This window comes from Alcaligenes sp. Marseille-Q7550 (assembly GCF_965112015.1).
The window spans coordinates 857,176-877,057 of the sequence record NZ_CBCOPU010000001.1 but is presented as its reverse complement, the minus strand read 5'-3'; the positions used below and the strand labels follow the sequence as shown (position 1 = coordinate 877,057).

At 64.4% G+C, this 19,882-nt stretch carries 16 protein-coding genes and 2 pseudogenes; 7 read left to right on the top strand and 11 right to left on the bottom strand.

Features of this window, described 5'->3' with window-relative positions; genetic code table 11:
- Window position 1: 1 nt before the first annotated feature.
- The 4 genes and pseudogenes from ACWPWO_RS04195 to ACWPWO_RS04180 form a co-directional block, all read right to left on the bottom strand.
- Window positions 2-1,129, bottom strand: coding sequence for a hypothetical protein (locus ACWPWO_RS04195; protein ID WP_454004635.1), 1,128 nt, complete (start codon window positions 1,127-1,129; stop codon window positions 2-4).
- Between the two features lie 24 nt (window positions 1,130-1,153).
- A pseudogene (locus ACWPWO_RS04190) lies at window positions 1,154-2,924 on the bottom strand (ClcB-like voltage-gated chloride channel protein).
- A 10-nt stretch (window positions 2,925-2,934) separates the two neighbouring features.
- A complete protein-coding gene (locus tag ACWPWO_RS04185) occupies window positions 2,935-3,984 on the bottom strand; it encodes a cytochrome d ubiquinol oxidase subunit II (protein ID WP_454004633.1) in 1,050 nt (349 codons plus the stop codon).
- Window positions 3,981-5,321: a cytochrome ubiquinol oxidase subunit I gene (locus tag ACWPWO_RS04180; protein ID WP_454004631.1), complete on the bottom strand. Its 1,341-nt coding sequence runs from the start codon at window positions 5,319-5,321 to the stop codon at window positions 3,981-3,983. Before ACWPWO_RS04180 ends, ACWPWO_RS04185 begins: the two co-directional genes overlap by 4 nt.
- 415 nt (window positions 5,322-5,736) lie before the next feature.
- Between ACWPWO_RS04180 and ACWPWO_RS04175 the strand changes: the two are divergent.
- The 5 genes and pseudogenes from ACWPWO_RS04175 to ACWPWO_RS04155 all read left to right on the top strand — a co-directional run bounded on the left by ACWPWO_RS04175 (window position 5,737) and on the right by ACWPWO_RS04155 (window position 11,009).
- Window positions 5,737-7,493: pseudogene (locus ACWPWO_RS04175) on the top strand (glutamine--tRNA ligase/YqeY domain fusion protein).
- 30 nt (window positions 7,494-7,523) lie between these two features.
- The gene (gene minC / locus ACWPWO_RS04170) at window positions 7,524-8,297 is read left to right on the top strand and encodes a septum site-determining protein MinC (RefSeq protein WP_394064370.1); all 774 of its coding nucleotides are present in this window, start codon (window positions 7,524-7,526) and stop codon (window positions 8,295-8,297) included.
- A 181-nt stretch (window positions 8,298-8,478) separates the two neighbouring features.
- Window positions 8,479-9,294 (top strand): septum site-determining protein MinD, encoded by an 816-nt coding sequence (minD, locus tag ACWPWO_RS04165; RefSeq protein ID WP_394064368.1) that lies wholly within the window; start codon window positions 8,479-8,481, stop codon window positions 9,292-9,294.
- 1 nt (window position 9,295) lies between these two features.
- On the top strand, window positions 9,296-9,595 hold the full coding sequence (gene minE / locus ACWPWO_RS04160; protein ID WP_394064366.1) for a cell division topological specificity factor MinE: 300 nt from the start codon (window positions 9,296-9,298) through the stop codon (window positions 9,593-9,595).
- Between the two features lie 262 nt (window positions 9,596-9,857).
- Window positions 9,858-11,009 (top strand): aromatic ring-hydroxylating oxygenase subunit alpha, encoded by a 1,152-nt coding sequence (locus ACWPWO_RS04155; protein WP_454004628.1) that lies wholly within the window; start codon window positions 9,858-9,860, stop codon window positions 11,007-11,009.
- Between the two features lie 63 nt (window positions 11,010-11,072).
- Here the strand turns inward: ACWPWO_RS04155 and ACWPWO_RS04150 are convergent, their stop codons facing one another.
- From ACWPWO_RS04150 to ACWPWO_RS04135, 4 genes are read right to left on the bottom strand one after another with little or no spacing between them, the layout of a single operon-like run.
- A complete protein-coding gene (locus ACWPWO_RS04150; protein ID WP_454004626.1) occupies window positions 11,073-12,383 on the bottom strand; it encodes a TRAP transporter large permease in 1,311 nt (436 codons plus the stop codon).
- A complete protein-coding gene (locus tag ACWPWO_RS04145; protein WP_454004624.1) occupies window positions 12,380-13,003 on the bottom strand; it encodes a TRAP transporter small permease subunit in 624 nt (207 codons plus the stop codon). Before ACWPWO_RS04145 ends, ACWPWO_RS04150 begins: the two co-directional genes overlap by 4 nt.
- Before the next feature lie 54 nt (window positions 13,004-13,057).
- A complete protein-coding gene (locus tag ACWPWO_RS04140) occupies window positions 13,058-14,110 on the bottom strand; it encodes a TRAP transporter substrate-binding protein (RefSeq protein ID WP_454004622.1) in 1,053 nt (350 codons plus the stop codon).
- A gap of 50 nt (window positions 14,111-14,160) precedes the next feature.
- A complete protein-coding gene (locus ACWPWO_RS04135; RefSeq protein WP_454004620.1) occupies window positions 14,161-14,907 on the bottom strand; it encodes a maleate cis-trans isomerase family protein in 747 nt (248 codons plus the stop codon).
- A 143-nt stretch (window positions 14,908-15,050) separates the two neighbouring features.
- Between ACWPWO_RS04135 and ACWPWO_RS04130 the strand changes: the two genes are divergently transcribed.
- Together ACWPWO_RS04130 and hydA are read left to right on the top strand one after the other, a co-directional pair.
- Window positions 15,051-15,746: a GntR family transcriptional regulator gene (locus ACWPWO_RS04130; RefSeq protein WP_454004618.1), complete on the top strand. Its 696-nt coding sequence runs from the start codon at window positions 15,051-15,053 to the stop codon at window positions 15,744-15,746.
- A 54-nt stretch (window positions 15,747-15,800) separates the two neighbouring features.
- Window positions 15,801-17,210, top strand: coding sequence for a dihydropyrimidinase (gene hydA, locus ACWPWO_RS04125; protein WP_454004616.1), 1,410 nt, complete (start codon window positions 15,801-15,803; stop codon window positions 17,208-17,210).
- 99 nt (window positions 17,211-17,309) lie between these two features.
- On the opposite strand, the gene ACWPWO_RS04120 is transcribed toward hydA, so the two are convergent.
- The 3 genes from ACWPWO_RS04120 to ettA form a co-directional block, all read right to left on the bottom strand.
- The gene (locus ACWPWO_RS04120) at window positions 17,310-17,537 is read right to left on the bottom strand and encodes a glycine zipper 2TM domain-containing protein (RefSeq protein WP_394064350.1); all 228 of its coding nucleotides are present in this window, start codon (window positions 17,535-17,537) and stop codon (window positions 17,310-17,312) included.
- A 121-nt stretch (window positions 17,538-17,658) separates the two neighbouring features.
- Window positions 17,659-18,195 carry an isochorismatase family protein gene (locus ACWPWO_RS04115; RefSeq protein WP_394064348.1) on the bottom strand — a complete coding sequence of 179 codons (537 nt, stop codon included), beginning with the start codon at window positions 18,193-18,195 and terminating at the stop codon, window positions 17,659-17,661.
- Window positions 18,196-18,204: 9 nt separating this feature from the next.
- Window positions 18,205-19,875, bottom strand: a complete 1,671-nt coding sequence (ettA, locus tag ACWPWO_RS04110) for an energy-dependent translational throttle protein EttA (protein WP_454004613.1) — start codon at window positions 19,873-19,875, stop codon at window positions 18,205-18,207.
- Between the last annotated feature and the right edge of the window lie 7 nt (window positions 19,876-19,882).

Below are 19,882 nucleotides of genomic sequence, written 5' to 3'. Positions count from 1 at the left end.
CTTAAAAAATCGGAACGGAAAAACGCACGGCGATGTTCGACTGGCGGCTTTCCAGATGACGGTGGGCCTGCAGGCCCACCCTGAGGCTGGGACTGTACCAGAACTGCTGCGACACCCCAACATAACGATTTACTCCGCCGGCCAGGGGATGCTGCACCTCGTACTGCGTGTTCAGCTCCCCCCAGCGGCGCAAAGGCACGGTGGCGCCCAGCACCTGCCGGCTGCTGGCCACGACCGTCTTCATGCCCTGATAACGGCTCAGGTCCACGAAATGATCCTGGTAGCGCTCCCCCCGCCACTCCAGGTGCAGGTCGTCCAGCACATCCATGCCGTAAGCGGCCTGATAGCGCCAGCCCTGCCCCAGCGAATGAGAGGCCCGGGCCACGCTGGCCTGCCACACCCCCCACTGCGGCGAACGGTAGGTGGCGCCCAGCCCCGTCATGGCGAAGTCGCGCGCACTCTCCATCTGGGTGTCCACGCTGGTGTTCTTGCTCACGTCGGTGCTCAGCATCAGGCTGCCGGCCGTGGGCCCGTAGACCAGGTCGCCATTGTCGCGGTTGCCGGTGGAGTCCAGGGCGCCGATGGCCAGGGCATAGCGCCACGGCCCGGTCGGCCCCTGCTGGAATTCCTGGGTCAGGTTGACCCCGCCCATCGAGACGGGCTGCGCCCAGTCCGGACCCGTGATGGTATCGTTGCCCAGCGTCAGTTGCAGGCCTTGTTCCCCCACATAGCGCCAGTTGCGCTCGCCGAATACCCAGACCTGGTCCGCCGAGCTGGGCAGCCAGCGGGCGCGCCAGATCGGCGAAGACTGGCGGCTGTACTGGATGGAACGGGCAAGACTGGCCGTCCCCGCTCCGCTCAGGCTGTAGTCGGAGAAGGAGAAGGCTTCATCGGCGTCGGACGCGGGGAGCGTGTCGACCTGCCACTGCGAAGGATCGAAGAAAGGAGCGGGAGGCGGCAATTCCTGGGCGGGAACGGCTCTGGTCTCCGTGACCCCGTATACCTGCGTGGAAGACAGGTTTTCCAGACCGATGCGGTTTTGCGCGACAGCCGCCGGGCACACCAGCATCGCAGTCAGGCCGGACATCAGCACCCCTGCCGACAAGCGGGCGAGGGCAAGGATGGACATGATTCAGATTATAAAATCAGTATATCAGCGACGGGCATCGAGCATCACTTCGCCGCTGGCGTCCAGCGAGCGTTTGATGGCGGAGTACTTCTCCAGCACGGCGGACTTGTAGACTACGCCGATCAGCCGGCCCGAGCCATCGCCATTGAGCACCGGCAGGCGCTCACCCAGAAAGTGTACAAAATGCTCCTGGGCTTCATCCAGGCTCATGTCCGGATAAAGCGTCTTGACAAAATCCATGCGCAGGATGTCCCCTACGAGCCGCTGCTGGGCGTCGTTGTCATCGAGCAACATCCGGGTCAGGTCCTGTTGCGCGATCACGCCCTGATAGACCTGGCTCTCGTCCACCACATACAGATAGCGCACGGGATATTCCAGGAACATCTGCAGGGCCTCGCGCACCAGAGTGGTGGTGCTGACCACCGTGTCGGCCGGCCGGATCAGCTCGGCCAGGGTCGTGTGGCGCAGCTTGTGGCGCAGCAGCGCGTCGCGCTCGCGCACCAGGGTGACTTCGTACATGGCCACTTCGGCCACCGCGCGCGACACGAAGTACGCCATGACGCAGGCCACGATCAGCGGCAGCACCAGCTGATAGCTGAGCGTCATCTCGAACAGCATCAGGATGGCCATGAAGGGCGCGCTGGTGGCCGCGCCCAGAAAAGCGCCCATGCCCACCAGCGTGAACAGATACAGGGGCACGTCCAGGCCCGGCAGCAGCATCAGCGCCAGCTTGCCGAACAAGGTGCCAAAGGCGGCGCCCACGAAGATGGCCGGCGTGAATACCCCGCCCACCGCGCCCGAGCCCACGGTCAGCCCGGTGGCCAGAACCTTGAAGAACAGCATCAGCAGCACGGCGTGCCAGGCCCAGTCGCTGTGCAGCATGGACGACACCACGCTGAAGCCGTTGCCGGCCACACGCGGCACGAACACCAGCAGCAGGCCCAGCAACAGGCCGCCCAGCGCCAGGCGCAGCGGCAGCCCCAGGCCAGGTGCGCTTGAGCAGGCTGCGCGCCAGATACATCAATTTCAGGAAGGCCGGCGCAGCCACGCCGATCAGCGCTCCCAGCACCAGGAAAGGCAGGATGTCCAGGCCGGCGACGGACTGCACATCCGCCATTTCATAGGGAGCATGGTAATTGCCCAGCATGCGCATGGTGATGTGCGCGCTGACGGCGGCCATCAGCAAGGGACCGAAGCTGGCCATGGTCATGGTGCCCAGCACGATCTCCGCCACGAAGACCGCGCCGGCGATGGGGGCGCCGTAGGCGGCCGCCACCCCGGCCGCCGCGCCGCAGGCCACCAGCAGGCGCAGCCGCGCCTCGCTGAACAAGGTGAAGCGGCCGATGGCCGAAGCCGACAAGGAAGCCAGGTGCACCATGGCGCCCTCGCGCCCGATGGAGCCGCCCGAGGCCACCGTCATCAGGGACGAGAGCGAGCGCAGCAGGCCCTGGCGCACCGACAGGCGGCCGTCGCCAATGGCCACGGCTTCCATATAGTCCGAATTGCCCTTGGACGGCAGGCGGCCGGCCAGCCACAGCAGCGCGCCCGCGCACAGTCCGCCCAGGGCGGGAAACAGGATGCGCATGGGCCAGGACAGGCTCTCGGTGACCGCCACGATGCCGCCGTGCTGGCCCGTCACCCATTGCTGGACCAGCTTCATGCCGTAATGGAAGGCAATGGTGGCCAGGGCGCCCAGCACGCCGGCCAGCACCGCCCAGGCCAGCATGGCCGGCAGGTCCGACAGCCATCGGAAACCCTGCAGGCGCTTGCGCATGGAAAGGACGGAATGGGCGATCATGAGGTCGTCAGCCTTTGAAGCTGGGCGGCTGGGGCGGCCGCGACAGGCCGAACATGCGCCAATAGACGCAGACGTTGAAGATCAGCGTGATCGGCAAGGCGATGATGATGGCCGACAGGATCAGGCTCAGCGACGGCACCGAAGCGGCCGCGTCCCAGATGGTCATCTCGTCCAGGATCAGGTAGGGGAAGAAGCTGAAGGCCAGGCCGCCCATGACGGACACCATCACGAACAGGGTCAGCAGAAAAGGCAGCGCCGTGGTGCGATAGCTGCTGTTGATCATGCGCTGCAGGCTCATCTCGATGGACACGAAGCTGATCAGGATGGCGGCCCACAGCAGCAGGACCACGCCCCAGTAGGGGCCGTCCGTCCACTTGAGCAGCACGCCGGCGTTGACGAAGGCCAGCACCACGGACACGCCCACCGCCCCCGCCGCGAACCAGCGCACCGAACGCCGCCCCCAGCTGACGGCGCGCGCCCGCAATTCCCCGGCCTCGCGCATGATCAGCCAGCTCGAACCCAGCAGGCAGTAGGCGGCAATGGCGCAAAAGCCCATGAAAACGGAAAACCAGGCGTAGCCCGAATCGCTCTGGAAGCCCACCGCCACCTGCGCCAGCAGCACGCCGTGGGAAAAGGCGGTGATCAGCGATCCCAAGGCGAAGCCGATCTGCCAGCGCGACTGCAGCTCCAGCGGCGCGCGCATGCGGAACTCGAACGACACCGAACGCACGAAGACCCCCGCGCCCAGCGCGCACAACGGTCCGTAGAGCTCGCCCATGACCGCGCCCCAGCCCTTGGGAAAGGCGCACACGAACAGCCCCAGCCCCAGGAACAGCCAGAATTCGTTGGCGTCGCGCCAGGGGCTGAGCAGGGACAGCATGCGCGGCCGCAGGGTCGGCGGGGCCAGCAGCGACAGGCAGCCCACTCCGATATCGAAGCCATCCAGCACCGTGCCGGCCACGATGATCAGGAAAAACAGGGCCAGGAAGGCCAGCGGCATCCAGAAGGCGGGATCGTGCGCCCCGATGCCCACCGCGTTGGCGAAGGAATCTATCATGCGCGCCCCCGGTGACGGGCCACAGGCACCACGCCGAAGCGTACCACGTGCCGCAGCATCTGCAGAAAACCGAGCATGCACAGGACATAGACCAGGACGTAGACCAGCAGGCCCAGGGACGCGGTGAACACGCTGTTGCTGCCCTGGACCTCGGCCAGGGTGATGTCGGCGCCCACCACGTAGGGGGCAAAGCCGAACAGCAGGTAGGCGGCGCCGGCCAGCAGCATGACCCAGCCCAGCACGGAAGCGCCCACGAGCGCCTGACGTGAACGATAGGACAGGGAATGCGGATCCAGACCGTAGCGGCGCGTGCGCAGCAGCACCCAGCCCAGCACCAGCAGCATCAATACGCCGGCGAGCAGGGCCGCGCGGAAGGACCAGAACGTCAGGGCCACGGGCGGCAGGGAATCGGCGAACTGGTCCAGTCCGATCAAGAGCCCGTTCTCATCTTTGCCCAGCCAGCGCCCGCCGGCGTGCGTCCAGCGCAGCGCGCCCAGGATGCCGTCCTGCAGGCGCGAAGGCGCCGCCACGAAGATCAGGTCGGGCTGCTCGCCGCTGTGCCAGTAGGCGGCCGCGGCCGCGGCCTTGGCAGGCTGGTGCTCGGCGGTCATGAATCCATTGCCCGCGACCAGGAATACCTGCACGCACCAGGCCGCCGCCCCGAGAAACAAGGCGGTGCGAAAAGCCAGCCGTTCATTATCCGTCACAGGTCTTTGCATGGTCTGCGCGCAGGTCACTCCCAACATGAAAAAAGCCACCGTCAACAGGCTGCCGGCCAGCAGCAGGCCGCCGTACCAGGGCAGCGCCGGGGTGCTCAGCACCGCCAGCCAGTCCAGCACCACATAATGCCCTTCCACCACGTCCACGCCCGTGGGCACCTGCATCCAGGCCAGCACGGCCACCAGCCAGAACGCGGTCACCGTCACGCCCACCGCCACCATGAACACCACCAGCGTGTGCACCACGTTGGAGAGCATGCGCTGGGCGAACAGCATCACGCCCAGAAAGCAGGACTTGAAGATGAACAGGCACAGCATGGAGGCCGCCAGCATGGGACCGACCACATCGCCCACCCGCTCCATCAGGCCCGGCCACACGCCGCCGAACTGGATCAGTACCGGCATGGAGGCGGCGAAGCTCAGGATGAAGGCCAGCGCGAAGATGCGCACCCAGAACCGGTAGGCGCCCATCCATGCATTTTGTTTAGAACCAAACGTTTTAATCCTAAAGTAAAACAGCACCCAGGACAAGCCCAGCTCCAGGGCCAGGAACAGCAACATGAAGCCCAGGCTGAGAAAAAACTGGACCTGGGAGATGGAAAGGGCGGAGTGCGTCATAATGTCCAGGGCCTGTTCACACGATGGAAGGAGATCGCGTTCGAACCAGAGCGAATCGTGCGCGAGGCGCCCGCCGCAGCCAGACCCCATGCCTGGCGAGGATAAGCAACACCGCGAACACCACACTCTGGCTCCAACCCTTCGGGAAGGGTTGAAACCTCCTTGCACTCTGCGTTGCATCTCCTGTGTGTATGGACATGCACACTGCGAGCTGCGCCTTGATTGAAAGCAGGTTTCATCCCTTCGCGGCTCCTTCCATAGTATGAACAGGCCCTAAGTTTAGGGCGAATCGCCCCGCCCACGCCACCGTTCCCGTGCAATGCCCCGCCACCATTTCTGCTCGCGAATGAGCCACCAAAACAAGAACGTGGCAAAATGACCGATTAGTCCGTCGCATTCTTTTTTTCATACGTGTATGACCTCTGCCTCCACTCCCGCTCCCGCCTCTAATTTCCTGCGCACGATCATCGACCAGGACCTGAGCGCCGGCCGCTACGCCCAGAAGACCTGGGCCGGACAGCCCGGCCCGGCCGATGTCCAGCAGGGCGCCGAGCCGGACATTGCGCGCATCCGCACCCGCTTCCCCCCGAGCCCAACGGCTACCTGCACATCGGCCACGCCAAGAGCATCTGCCTGAACTTCGCGCTGGCCAGCGAGTACCAGGGCGCCTGCCACCTGCGCTTTGACGACACGAATCCTGAAAAGGAAGAGCAGGAGTACGTGGACGCCATCATCGACATGGTGAAATGGCTGGGCTTTGACTGGACTTTCAAGAACGAAACCAATCTTTATTTCGCCAGCGACTACTTCGGCCATATGTACCGCTTCGCCGAGGCCCTGGTGGAGGCGGGCTACGCCTACGTGGACCAGCAAAGCGCCGAGGAAATGCGCATCAACCGCGGCACCCTGACCGAGAAAGGCGTGGACTCGCCCTGGCGCGACCGCCCGGCGCAGGAATCCCTGGCCCTGCTGCGCGAGATGCGCGACGGCAAGCACCCGGACGGCAGCATGGCGCTGCGCGCCAAGATCGACATGGCCTCGCCCAACATCAACCTGCGCGATCCGGTCATGTACCGCATCCGCCACGCCGAGCACCATCGCACCGGCAAGCAGTGGTGCATCTACCCCATGTACAGCTGGGCCCATCCGGTGGAAGACGCGCTCGAGCGCATCACCCACAGCCTGTGCACCCTGGAGTTCGAAGACCAGCGCCCCTTCTACAACTGGATCCTGGAACGCCTGGTGGAACTGGGCCAGTTGTCCGACCCGCTGCCCAGGCAATATGAATTCTCGCGCCTGAACCTGTCCTACGTGGTCACCAGCAAGCGCAAGCTGCGCCAGCTGGTCCAGGAGAACCACGTGCAGGGCTGGGACGACCCGCGCATGCCCACGCTGGCCGGCCTGCGCCGGCGCGGCTACACGCCGGGCGCCATACGCCTGTTCACCGACCGCCTGGGCGTGTCCAAGCCCGCCCAGCACATCGACTACAGCAGCCTGGAACAGGCGCTGCGCGACGACCTGGACCCCGTGGCCGACCGCAGCGTCGCCATCCTGGATCCCATCAAGCTGGTCATCACCAACTACCCCGAAGGCCGGAGCGAGCTGTGCCACGCCCCGCGCAACCCGCACGACCCGCAGGCCGGACAGCGCGAGTTCCCCTTCAGCCGCACGCTCTACATCGAGCGCGAGGACTTCAAGGAAGAACCGCCCAAGAAATATTTCCGCCTTTTCCCGGGCAATCTGGTGCGCCTGAAGTATGGCTACGTGGTGCGCTGCACCGGCTGCGTCAAGGACGAACAGGGCAATGTCACCGAAGTGCAGGCCGAATACCTGCCGGACACCAAGAGCGGCACGCCGGGCGCGGACTCCGTCAAGGTCAAGGGCAACATCACCTGGGTCAGCGCCGAGCACGCCATCGCCGCCGAGTTCCGGCTGTACGATCGCCTGTTCGCGCATCCGCAGCCCGATTCCGGCGACCAGGACTTCCTGGAACACCTCAATCCGGATTCGCTGCGCGTCGTGCAGGGCTGGATCGAGCCGGGCACGCGCGCCGAGCCCGACGCCCGCTGGCAGTTCGAACGCCTGGGCTATTTCGTGGCCGACCGCGTGCAGTCCACGCCCGCCAAGCCCGTCATCAACCGCACCACGACCCTGAAAGACACCTGGGTCTAAGGTTTCCCACAACGATCACAAGCGATTCAAGTGAACGATCAGACTCATGCCAAAGGGCCCCAGGCCCTGGATTTCAAGAGCGCCACCCTCTATGCCGTGCGCGTGGTGCTGCGCTCCGCCGATACGTCCGAGCAGCTGGCGGCGCTGGCGCAGCGCATGAAGGACGCCGGTTCGTTCTTCGAGGACGAACCCGTGGTCATCGATGCAAGCGCCATCGCCGCCGCCGTGGACTGGCCGGCCCTGACGGCGGCCCTGCGCCAGTACAAGCTGCACCCGGTGGGCGTGGTGGCGCACCCCGACCATGCGCACGCCGCCCTGGACAGCGGCCTGCCTCATGTGGAGCTGTCCAGCCCACCGGCTCGTCCGCAGGCCGAGGCCGCGCCCGACAAGGACGTCCCGGCGCTGTCCGTCGCGCCGCAGGAGCAGCCGCAGGCGGCTCCCGCCGCGCCGGCCGCGCCCGCCGTCGCCCCGGCGGCGCTTCTCATCAACCGGCAGTTGCGCTCGGGCCAGCGCATCTACGCGCGCCATACCGACCTGATCGTGGTGGGCGCGGTCAGCCAGGGCGCGGAGGTCATCGCCGACGGAAACATACACGTCTACGGTCCGCTGCGCGGCAAGGCCATGGCCGGCGCCCGGGGCGATGCCAACGCCCGCGTCTTCACCACGGAGCTGGACCCGGAACTGGTGGCCATCGCCGGCGTCTACCGCGTCATCGAGACCCGCCTGGATTCCCAGCTGCGCAACAAGCCGGCGGTCGTGGCGCTGGACGGCGACAAGCTCAGGATAGACCCGCTGGGCGCCTGAATCCCCAAGGGTCGGCTCTGCGCCGGCCTTTTTTGTAGTAATTCCCGGCAAACCGGCACGAAACAACGCAATTGATATTTTTTGTTGCGAAGCAGTAGGCGAAGTCCAGGGACGAATGCCAAAATAGCGCCGGTTATGCTTTACGATTATGTAACTTGAAAAACAAAGGAATCCGATTGTCATGGCGCGTATAGTTGTGGTGACATCAGGCAAGGGCGGTGTAGGCAAGACCACCACCAGTGCCAGTTTTGCATCTGGTCTTGCGATGCGCGGTCACAAGACCGTGGTCATCGACTTTGACGTCGGCTTGCGCAATCTGGACCTGATCATGGGCTGCGAACGGCGCGTCGTCTACGACTTCGTCAATGTCATCCAGGGCGAGGCCACGCTGAACCAGGCCCTGATCCGCGACAAGCAGCTGGAAAACCTGTTCATCCTGCCCGCCTCGCAGACGCGCGACAAGGACGCCCTGACCCGCGAAGGCGTGGAAAAAGTGCTCGAAGAGCTCAAGGGCATGGACTTCGAGTACATCGTGTGCGACTCGCCCGCCGGCATCGAGACCGGCGCCCTGATGGCCTCCTACTTCGCCGACGACGCGCTGGTGGTCACCAATCCCGAAGTCTCCTCCGTACGCGACTCGGACCGCATCCTGGGCATTCTGGCCGCCAAGTCGCGGCGGGCCGAACGCAACGAGGAACCCATCAAGGAATACCTGCTGCTGACCCGCTACAGCCCCAAACGCGTGTCCGAAGGCGAAATGCTCTCGCTGCAGGACGTGGAGGACATCCTGCGCATCAAGCTGATCGGCGTGACGCCCGAATCGGACACCGTGCTCCAGGCCTCCAACCAGGGCGTGCCCGTCATCCATATCCGCGAAAGCGACGTGTCCCAGGCCTACCAGGACATCGTGGCCCGCTACCTGGGCGAGGAAAAACCCCTGCGCTTCGTGGACTACGAAAAACCCGGCCTGTTCAAGCGCCTGTTCGGAGGAAAGTGATATGTCTTTCCTGTCCTTCCTGCTCGGTCACAAGAAAACATCAGCGACGGTCGCCAAGGACCGCCTGCAGCTGATCCTCATCAACGAACGCGGTCAGGGCGGCGTCGCCCCCGACTACCTGCCTCGCCTGCAGAAAGAGCTGGTGGAGGTCATTTCGCGCTACGTGAAAATCGACCCCGACGACATCAAGGTCAACCTTGATCGCCAGGACTCGCTGGAAGTGCTGGAAGTCAAAATCGAAATGCCCCAGGTGGACGCAGCCGCGCTGGCCGGCAAGCCGGCCGCCGACGGCAAGGCCTGACCCCGGCCGCAGGGCCGCCCCGCTCGCGGGCGGCCTGGCCAGGCCCTGCCGGCCTTGCTCGTTCATCCCTGAACCATCAGTCTGCAAAAAAAACGCCTCTCCCGCGGCTTTTCTGGCTTTGCCAGGCGCACAAGCAAAAGGGATGGGGTACAATTTTCCGTTTGCAATCGGCCAGTTCCGATTTTTCTTCGCGCCAGTAGCGGCAACGGCTCAATCCAGAACAACCCCGCCGGCTGGCTTATTTATCCATGCGGAGGGAATCATGACCGACATAGGTCGCATGGCACATGTGGTGCCGGCTCGCCCCCAGCTTCCCGTCAGCGCCTACTTTGACGAAGCCCTCTTCGAGCGCGAGCAAGAACTCATTTTCAAGCAGTCCTCGCTGTACGTCGGCAACGAAAAACTCGTTCCCGAGCCCGGCGACTGGCGCACCCTAGTCCAGGAAGACGCGGGGCGGGTGCTCGTGCGCAGCGCCAACGGCGTGGAACTGCTGTCCAATGTCTGCCGGCATCGCCAGGCCCTGATGCTGGGCGGCGCGCCCGGCCAGGTCCAGGGCCCGGCCAACGGCAAGGGCAACCTGGCGGGCACCGGCGGCAACATCGTCTGCCCGCTGCACAGCTGGACCTACAACGACAGCGGCGAGCTGCTGACCGCCCCGCGTTTCAAGGACAAGCCCTGCCTGAACCTGCAGCGCTACCGCCTGCGCGATTGCCACGGCCAGCTGTTCGAAGGCCCGCGCGACCCGGCCGCCGACATGGCGCCCCTGTTCGCGCGTCCGGAATTCGACTTCGGCGACTACGTCCTGGACCACGTCGAGATCCACCAGTGCAATTACAACTGGAAGACGTTCATCGAAGTCTACCTGGAGGACTACCACGTCGCGCCCTTCCACCCCGGCCTGGGCCAGTTCGTCACTTGCGATGATCTGCAATGGGAGTTCAACGATTGGTACAGCCTGCAGCGCGTCGGCGTGCACCAGGCTCTGGCCAATCCGGGCTCAGACATCTACCGCAAGTGGCACGACAGCCTGCTGGCCTATCGCGGCGGCGAAGCGCCCGACTTCGGCGCCGTGTGGGTGACGTACTTCCCCACCCACATGATCGAGCTCTATCCACATGTGCTGGTGCTGTCCACGCTCTACCCCAAGAGCCCCCAGGAAACCGTCAACGTCGTCGAATTCTACTATCCCGAGGACATCGTGGCCTTCGAGCGCGACTTCGTGGAATCGCAGCGCGCCGCCTATATGGAAACCGCCATCGAGGACGACGAGATCGCCGAGCGCATGGATGCGGGCCGCCGCGCCCTGATGCAGCGCGGCGTCTCCGAAGCCGGCCCCTACCAGTCGCCCATGGAGGACGGCATGCGCCACTTCCACGAATGGTATCGGCGCCTGATGGGCGACCCGACGCTGTAAACGGAAACAAAAACGCGAACCCTCGGGTTCGCGTTTTTTTTCAGGACAGGCTCTGCCCGGGAATCACCCTCCCGACATCATCAAGTCCGGCAGCCACATCACGGCCTGAGGCCAGACAATGATGGCGAACACGAACAGCAGCATGACCAGCATGAAAGGCAGGCTGCCCAGCATGACGTCCGTGATCGCTCCCCGGCCGCGCACGCCCTGCACCACATACAGGTTCATGCCCACGGGCGGGGTGATCAGCGAGATTTCCATCATCAGCACCAGGAAGATGCCGAACCAGACCGGGTCGAAGCCGAACTGCAGCACCAAAGGCACCACGATGGGCACGGTGGCGATCATCATGGACAGGGTTTCCAGGAAGCAGCCCAGCACCAGGTAGAACACGACCAGGAACAGGATCAGCGTCAGCGGACTCAGGCCCAGGTCGGACACCCAGCGCGACAAGGCGGCCGGAATGCCCAGGATGCCCACCACATAGTTCATGAAATAGGCGCCCACGATGATGAGCAACAGCATGGCTGTGGTGCGCGCCATGGACAGGAAGCACTCGTGCAGCATGGCCAAGGTCAGCTTGCGGCGCTGTGCGGCCACCAGCAGGGCCGCCACCACGCCCAGCGCGGCCGCCTCGGTAGGAGTGGCCCAGCCGCTGTAGATGCTGCCCATCACGATGAAGAACACGAAGGCCGGCGGCAACAGGTCCTTCAGGGCGGCGAGCTTCTCGCCCCAGCTGGCCGGCGGCTCCCCCTGCCCCGCGATGCCTGGCTTGAAGACGGCGTACAGGTAGATGGTCGCGGAGAACGCCGCCGCCAGAGCCAGCCCCGGCAATATGCCGGCAATGAACAACTTGCCGATGGACGTGTTGGTGATGGCACCGTAGATGATCATGTTGATGCTGGGCGGGATCAGAATGCCCAGCGTGGCGCCGGCCGCCAGCGAACCCAGCGCCAGGCGCTCGTTGTAGCCGCGCTGCTTGAAGGCTGGCAGGGCCACCGTGCCTATGGTGGCGGCCGTGGCCACCGAAGAGCCCGACATGGCGGAGAACACCGTGGAGGCGCCGATATTGGTATGGAGCAGGCCGCCGGGCAGCCGTTGCATCCAGACCGACAGGGCGCCGTACATGCGCTCGGTGATCCCGCAGCGCAACAGGATCTCGCCCAGCAGTATGAACAAGGGGATGGCGGTCAGCAGAAAATCGTTCAGCGTGGCCCACAGATTGTTGCCGAAATTGAACAGCAAAGAGGTGTTCAAGTACATCAGCACTCCGGTGGTGGCCACGGTGAAGATGGCGACGGCGACGCTGATGCCTGCAGCCAGCAGAGCCAGCAGCAGGACGAAGCCGCCGGCGATTCCCAATAGCGTGATCATGGCTTGGCCTCCATATGAGTTTCCAGCCCGCGGTTGGGCAGCGGAGCCATCTGGCTGTCCTCCAGGGCTTCGTTCAGCTCTTCATCGGTGGTCTTGGGACCCAGCAGGCGATTCAGGGAGTCGATCTCCCCGCCAGACGCCAGGCGCAGGCCGCGTACCAGGTAGCTGAGCGCCACCACCGCGAACAGCGCGAAACCCACCACCCAGATGAGCTGCGGTATCCACAAAGGCGTCTCCAGCGGCGTGGAGGCCCGGCTGTCGAACTCCAGCGTCTCGCGCAGCGTCGCCACGCTTTGCCAGCACAGGAAACAGGCCAGCGCGGCCATCATGGCGGCAGCCAGCACATTGAAGAAGGCGCGCAGGCGGCGCCCCAGGGGATTGATCAGCACGTCCACCCGCGTGTGCGCGCGCATGGCCAGCGCATAAGACAGGCTCAGGCTCACGCCGATGGCCAGAACGTAGCCGCCGTACTCGTCGACGCCCTGGAAAGAAAAACCGAAGAACTTGCGGCTGATCACCTCGACGGTGATCAGAATGGACAGGATGAACGTCGCATAGCCGGCCACCATGGCGGCCATCCTCACGATGACCTGGGCCGCGCCGGTTCCTTGTTCAGACATAGCACACCTCCCGGATGCGCGGGTCGCGCCCGCGCATCCTGACTTGAATCGCACCTATTGAATGGAGAAGCCGGTCGCCTGGCCCACGGTTTCGTTCCAGACGGACTTGCACTCCTTGTAGCCCCGGGAACAACTGGCGCCCCAGGCCGGCAGGACGGCCTGATTGGTCAGCTCCACCACGCGCTGCCGGTTCTGGCCGTCGATGGGGACCTCGCGCATGGAGTAGGCGGTATGGTGCTTGCACTCGCCCTGGCCGGTGCTGCACTGGATGGCATCCTTGTTGTAGTCGTTGGCCAGGTTCCACATGCGGTCGTCCATCTTCTTGAACTCGGCCTCCAGCTTGGCCTGCTGTTCAGGGCTGAGCGCCTTCCAGCGATCCAGGTTCATGAAGTGGCCCTGTACCGAATAGGACAGCGGCAGAGGCAGCAGCACCTTGGTCACTTCCGGCCATTTGCCGCTGTTGCCGGCGCTGGGCGCGGTCACACCGCAGTCGGCCACTCCCCGCTGCAAGGCCAGGTACACCTCGCTGAACTGCAAGGTGACGGGCGTGGCCCCCAGGCCCTCCACCAGCCGGGACATGGACGGGGTGAACACGCGCACCTTCTTGCCCTTCAGGTCGTCCACCGAATTGATGTCGCCGTTGCAGAACAGCACCTGGGCGCCGAAAGGCCACAAGGTCAGCAGCTTGGCGTTGAAGCGCTGCTGCAGGCGCTCGTCCATCTTGGACCGGAACGCGTCCACGGCCTTGCGCTGGCTGTCCAGGTCGGCGGACACGCCCGCCAGGTCTATGCCTTCGAAAAAGGGATCGTCGCGGGAGGCCATGCCGATCTGCACCGACATCACATCGAAGGAGCCCGAGCGCAGCATGCGCAAGGCGTCCGCGGCGTTCACGCCGATGGCGTCCATGGTGTTGTAGACCACGGGCATGCCCATGCTGGTCTGCAGTTGCTCGAAGAAAGGCCGCTCGATCTCCTCCACATGGATCTTGTTGCCGGAAAAATTACCCACGACTCTCAGCGGCGTCTGCGCCTGGCTGATGCCGCTGCCCAGAATGCCCGCGCCCAGCAGGGCGCTCCCAACCCACTTCACAAGTTTCAGGTGTTGCATGGTGTCTCCTCCTTGCTTGTTAGCCTGAACGAATTTTGCCTGGCGCAGCTTTATGCTTTTTCAGCCAGGCTGGCTTGTCGGAACAACTGCCCCCAGCCGCGTATGCGGGCGGGGTCCTGCCCGGCCAGCAGCAGCGACTTCCACACCGTCACGCTGACCGAATCATAGACAGGAATGCCAATCTCCTTTTCAATGTCCTCCACCAGCCGCGCGCCGCGCAGGTTGGTGCACAGGATGGCGATGGCCTCGGGCCGGCTGTCGGCCACGCGATAGATCATGTCGCGCAAGGTGGGCTCGTCATACTCGGAAAACGAGAAATTGCCTTTGTCGCCCAGATGCTCCTCGGCCACGACCTGGTGCCCTGCCGCGTCATAGTTGCGCACGATGGCGCGCTGTACGTCGTCCAGGTAGGGCGTCACCAGCCCCAGGCGGCTCACGTTGCCGCGCGCCAGCACCTCGTTCAAGGCCAGCACGCTGGTGGTGGCGGGAATGCCGGTGCGCTCGGTGATCGCCGCGCACAGGCGTTCGTCCACCTCGAAGCCCAGCCAGCTGGCCGCCGTGCCGCTCCAGGCAATGGCGTCCATGCGCGCATCGCTCAACAGTTCGGCCGCCTCCAGCAGGGCCGGCAGGGAAAACTGGGCCAGCGCACCATCCTCCAGAGATATCTCGCGCACCACGAAGCGCTGGAAATGCGCCGTCACCAACGGGAACAGATCCATCAGCAAGGCGCTGGTGTAGGGCTCCAGCACGGTGTTGGAGGAAGGGGTGATCATGCCCAGCAAGGTCCGCTTCATCACAGGGTCTCCTGACTAAAATTGCGTTTTTAATTTTGTATGCAAAATTCAAAGTTCAAAAACATGCTATAAAATTCACTGCAAAGCCGCAATCAAAAATCGAGCGGATTAGGGAATGTTCTAAGGACCCCAATCGGAGCATCGCCATGAATGGCATCAGCAATACCTCCACCGGAGCCGCACTGCGCGTCAAGCGCGAACCCATGTACTTGGCCATCGCCAACCAGTTGCGCGGCCTGATCCTGAAAGCCGAGCTCAAGCCGGGCAGCCGCGTGCATGAGCAATACCTGTCCGAGCTGTTCGACGTCTCGCGCACGCCGTTGCGCGAAGCCCTGAAAGTCATCGCCCAGGAGGGACTGATCGAGCTGCTGCCCAACAAGGGCGCACGCATCACCGCCATCGACGTCAAGGAGCTGCAGGAGATCTTCCAGGTCATGACCAATCTGCAGGCCCTGGTGGCCGAGCAATTGCTGGAGCATGCCGGCGAACCCGACGTGCGCGGTCTGCTGCAACTGCACGAGGCCATGGTGCGCGCCGCCGACCAGGGTGACCGGGACACCTACTTCAAGCTGAACCAGAACGTGCACCACGAGTTCAGCCGCCTGGCCGGCAACAGCGTGCTGGCCGACATCGAAAAACAACTGGGCGTGAAAATCGCCCGCGCCCGCTACCTGGCCAACCTGAACCCCAACCGCTGGCTGGAGTCGGTGGCCGAACACGGGCGCATCATGCAGGCCCTGCAGGCCCGCGATCGCGCCGGCCTGATCGCCGCCATGAGCGAGCACATGCGCAACACCGGCCAGGCCGTGCTGGCCGGCCTGCCGCCCGACGAGCAAGACTGAGAGCACTTACCCTTGTACAACAGTGTCCACAAAGACACGCGGAGGAGCCTTTTCATGTTTGACCTGATCATCAAGAACGCCGACATCGCCACCGCCAGCGAACGCTACACCTGCGACATCGGCATACGGGACGGGCGCATCGCCGCCCTGGCCCAAGGGCTGGAAGGCGCGCGGGAAATCGTGGACGCCTCCGGCTACCTGGTGCTGCCGGGCGGAGTGGATGCACACTGTCATCTGGACCAGCCCATGCCGGAAGGCGTGCGCATGGCCGACGACTTCCAGAGCGGGACGCGCTCGGCCGCCTGCGGCGGCACCACGACCGTGATCCCCTTCGCCGCGCAGGAGAAGGGCCAGTCCCTGCGGGCCGCCGTGCAGGATTACCACCAGCGCGCCCAGGGCAAGGCGGCCATCGATTATGCCTTTCACCTGATCGTCTCGGACGCCACGCCCGAGGTGCTGGATCGGGAACTGCCCGAACTGATCCGCGAAGGCTACACCTCCTTCAAGATCTACATGACCTACGACGACCTCAAGCTCAGCGATCTGGAGATCCTGAAGGTGCTGGACGTGGCGCGCGGCGAAGGAGCGCTGGTCATGATTCACGCGGAAAGCGCGGACTGTATCACTTGGCTGACCGAACGGCTCAGCGCCGCCGGACACACCGAGCCGCACTACCATGCCGTCTCGCGCCCGTCGGCCGTGGAGCGCGAGGCTACCCATCGCGCCATCACCTTCTCCGAGCTGGTGGACGTGCCCATCCTGATCGTGCACGTATCGGGCCGCGAGGCCATCGCCCAGATCCACTGGGCGCAAGGCAAGGGGCTGAAGATCCACGCCGAAACCTGCCCGCAGTATCTGTTCCTGACGCAGGACCATCTGGAAGAGCCCCATTTCCATGGCGCCAAGTTCGTCTGCAGTCCTCCGCCCCGCGACAAGGACAACCAGCAGGCCGTCTGGAACGGCCTGGAGAAGAACATCTTCAGCATCTTTTCCTCGGACCACGCGCCGTTCAATTTCGAGGACCCCTGCGGCAAGAAGCTGGGCGGGCAGGAACCCGATTTCCAGTACATCCCCAACGGCATCCCCGGCCTGGAGACCCGCCTTCCCTTGCTGTTCTCCGGCGGCGTGAACGAAGGCCGCCTCAATGTGCACCAGTTCGTTGCGCTCACCGCCACCAATCCCGCCAAGCTGTACGGGCTGTACCCGCGCAAAGGCTCCATCGTGATCGGCGGCGACGCCGACCTGGTCCTCTGGAAGACGGACCAGGAGGTCACCATACGCAATGAGGCGCTGCACCACGCCGTGGACTACACGCCGTACGAGGGCATCAAGGTGCGCGGCTGGCCCATGATGACCTTTTCGCGCGGCAAGCTGGTCAGCAAGGACTTCCAGTTCGTGGGACAAGCAGACGCGGGCGAATTCATGCCCTGCCAGAAGCCCACGCTGGACGGCCGCCTGCGTTAGCGGCTGGCAACCCGGGCGGCTTGCCGGGAGGTCCCGCCCATGAAAAAACCCCTTGGTTTCCCAAGGGGTTTTTCGTGTCGGTCGTGCGAAAGGACGGGATCAGCGGCGCTTGCCGACCTGATCGCCGATCACGCCACCGATGGCTGCGCCACCGACCGTGCCCAGCACGCCGCCACCGCTGATCACGGCGCCGGCAACGCCACCCAGACCTGCGCCGGTGACCGTGCTCTTCTGACGGTGGCTCATGTTGTCCCAGGAGGAACAGCCCGCCATGGTGATCGCCAGAACGGCGGCCAGACCTGCCTTGGTGATAGTAGCTAATTTCATATGCAACTCTCCGTGAAATAGCAGTTGTTGAAACTACATTAACGGATATGACACAAGCGTAGCAAGAAAACGCCCGGACAGGGTTGTTAGGTAACACTACATTTGTAAATCCCGCCTTCCCCTACTTGATCAAGGCCAGAACCTGCTTGAAAGCCGGGTTCGACGGAATCTCCAGCCACTCGAACATGGCCATTTCCGCCGTGATGCGCTCCAGCCCGTGGCAGGCCCAGCGATCCCAGGCGGCCTGCCTGTCCTCGAGGCGGCGCGAACCCACGCAGTCGCCCACCAGAACGGGCTCGTAGCCGCGCTCCTTCAGGCCAAGGCCGGTTTGTAACACGCAGATGTGGGCCTCCGTGCCCAGAAGCAACACTCGAGGCCGACCTACGGCCAGAGCGGGCAGAAAATCCGCTTCGCGCGTGGCGTCGAAATGCTTCTTGTGCAGCACCTGGTCCACATGGGGCGCCAGGGCGGGGTCGGTCGGGCCGATCTTGTCGGCCCAATGTTCGGTCGCCAGCACCGGCACACCCAGCAGGCGCGCAGCCTGCGCCAGCTTGCCGGCGCGATCGAGCAGCGCCTGGCCGTCCGCGATGGCCGGCAGCAGGCCGGTCTGCATATCGACGATCAGCACTTGCGATTGATGGGCGGTCAGTACGGGCATGGCGGCTCCTTACTTCAGGGACTTGTAGCGGATGCGGCGAGGCTTGGCGGCCTCCTCGCCCAGGCGGCGCTTCTTGTCGGCTTCGTATTCCTGGTAGTTGCCGTCGAAGAACACGACCTGGGAATCGCCTTCGAAGGCCAGGATGTGCGTGGCGATGCGGTCCAGGAACCAGCGGTCGTGGCTGATCACCATGACGGTGCCGGCGAACTCCAGCAGGGCGTCTTCCAGGGCGCGCAGGGTTTCCACGTCCAGGTCGTTGGATGGTTCGTCCAGCAGCAGCACGTTGCCGCCGGCGATCAGGGTCTTGGCCAGGTGCAGGCGGCCGCGTTCACCGCCGGACAGATTGCCGACGATCTTGTTCTGGTCGGCGCCCTTGAAATTGAAGCGACCCAGGTAGGCGCGCGAAGGCATCTCAAACTTGCCCACAGTCAGCAGGTCGGCGCCGTCGGCGATGGCGTCGAACACGGTCTTTTCATTGGCCAGGGCGTCGCGCGACTGGTCCACATAGGCCAGCTTGACCGTCTGGCCCAGCTTGACCGTACCGGAATCGGGCTGCTCCTTGCCCGCCAGCATGCGGAACAGCGTGGACTTGCCCGCGCCGTTGGGGCCGATGATGCCCACGATGGCGCCGGCCGGCACCTTGAAGCTGAGATTGTCGATCAGCAGGCGATCGCCGTAGCCCTTGCTGACGTTCTCGAATTCGATGACCTCGTTGCCCAGGCGCTCGGCCACGGGAATGAAGATCTCCTGGGTCTCGTTGCGCTTCTGGTATTCGTGCGAAGACAGTTCCTCGAAGCGAGCCAGACGGGCTTTGGCCTTGGCCTGGCGCCCCTTGGGATTCTGGCGCACCCACTCCAGCTCCTTCTTGATGGTGCGCTGGCGGGCGCTCTCGGACGCCTCTTCCTGCTTCAGGCGATCTTCCTTCTGCTCCAGCCAGGAGCTGTAATTGCCCTTCCAGGGAATGCCATGGCCGCGGTCCAGTTCCAGGATCCACTCGGCGGCGTTGTCCAGGAAGTAGCGGTCGTGGGTGACGGCCACCACGGTGCCGGGGAACTGGCGCAGGAACACTTCCAGTTCCACGCTCTCGGCGTCCAGGTGGTTGGTGGGCTCGTCCAGCAGCAGCATGTCGGGCTTGGACAGCAGCAACTGGCACAGGGCCACGCGGCGCTTCTCGCCGCCGGACAGATTGCCGATGACCGCGTCCCAGGGCGGCAGGCGCAGGGCGTCGGCGGCGATCTCCATCTGGGTCTCGATGTCGTCCGCGCCGCTGGTGGCGGCGGCGGCGATGATGGACTCCAGCTCGGCCTGCTCGGCGGCCAGGGCGTCGAAATCGGCGTCCGGCTCGGCATATTCGGCATACACCTGCTCCAGGCGCTGGCGGGCTTCGAAGACCTGGCCCAGCCCGGCCTGCACGGCTTCACGCACGGTATGGGCGGGATCGAGCTGGGGCTCCTGGGGCAGGTAGCCGATCTTGATGCCCGCCATGGGAATGGCTTCGCCCTCGATATCCTTGTCCACGCCCGCCATGATCTTGAGCAGGGTGGATTTGCCCGAGCCGTTCAGGCCTAGCACGCCGATCTTGGCGCCGGGGAAGAAGGACAGGGAGATGTTGCGCAGGATCTGCCGCTTGGGCGGCACAATCTTGCCGACGCGGTTCATCGAATAAACGTATTGAGCCATAAGAACC

What these genes read in the sequence shown, in the direction of transcription:
- ACWPWO_RS04195 (WP_454004635.1), bottom strand. Translation starts at nt 1,129, where the DNA reads ATGTCCATCCTTGCCCTCGCCCGCTTGTCGGCAGGGGTGCTGATGTCC.
- ACWPWO_RS04185 (WP_454004633.1), bottom strand. Translation starts at nt 3,984, where the DNA reads ATGATAGATTCCTTCGCCAACGCGGTGGGCATCGGGGCGCACGATCCC.
- ACWPWO_RS04180 (WP_454004631.1), bottom strand. Translation starts at nt 5,321, where the DNA reads ATGACGCACTCCGCCCTTTCCATCTCCCAGGTCCAGTTTTTTCTCAGC.
- minD (WP_394064368.1), top strand. Translation starts at nt 8,479, where the DNA reads ATGGCGCGTATAGTTGTGGTGACATCAGGCAAGGGCGGTGTAGGCAAG.
- minE (WP_394064366.1), top strand. Translation starts at nt 9,296, where the DNA reads ATGTCTTTCCTGTCCTTCCTGCTCGGTCACAAGAAAACATCAGCGACG.
- ACWPWO_RS04155 (WP_454004628.1), top strand. Translation starts at nt 9,858, where the DNA reads ATGACCGACATAGGTCGCATGGCACATGTGGTGCCGGCTCGCCCCCAG.
- ACWPWO_RS04150 (WP_454004626.1), bottom strand. Translation starts at nt 12,383, where the DNA reads ATGATCACGCTATTGGGAATCGCCGGCGGCTTCGTCCTGCTGCTGGCT.
- ACWPWO_RS04145 (WP_454004624.1), bottom strand. Translation starts at nt 13,003, where the DNA reads ATGTCTGAACAAGGAACCGGCGCGGCCCAGGTCATCGTGAGGATGGCC.
- ACWPWO_RS04140 (WP_454004622.1), bottom strand. Translation starts at nt 14,110, where the DNA reads ATGCAACACCTGAAACTTGTGAAGTGGGTTGGGAGCGCCCTGCTGGGC.
- ACWPWO_RS04130 (WP_454004618.1), top strand. Translation starts at nt 15,051, where the DNA reads ATGAATGGCATCAGCAATACCTCCACCGGAGCCGCACTGCGCGTCAAG.
- hydA (WP_454004616.1), top strand. Translation starts at nt 15,801, where the DNA reads ATGTTTGACCTGATCATCAAGAACGCCGACATCGCCACCGCCAGCGAA.
- ACWPWO_RS04120 (WP_394064350.1), bottom strand. Translation starts at nt 17,537, where the DNA reads ATGAAATTAGCTACTATCACCAAGGCAGGTCTGGCCGCCGTTCTGGCG.
- ACWPWO_RS04115 (WP_394064348.1), bottom strand. Translation starts at nt 18,195, where the DNA reads ATGCCCGTACTGACCGCCCATCAATCGCAAGTGCTGATCGTCGATATG.
- ettA (WP_454004613.1), bottom strand. Translation starts at nt 19,875, where the DNA reads ATGGCTCAATACGTTTATTCGATGAACCGCGTCGGCAAGATTGTGCCG.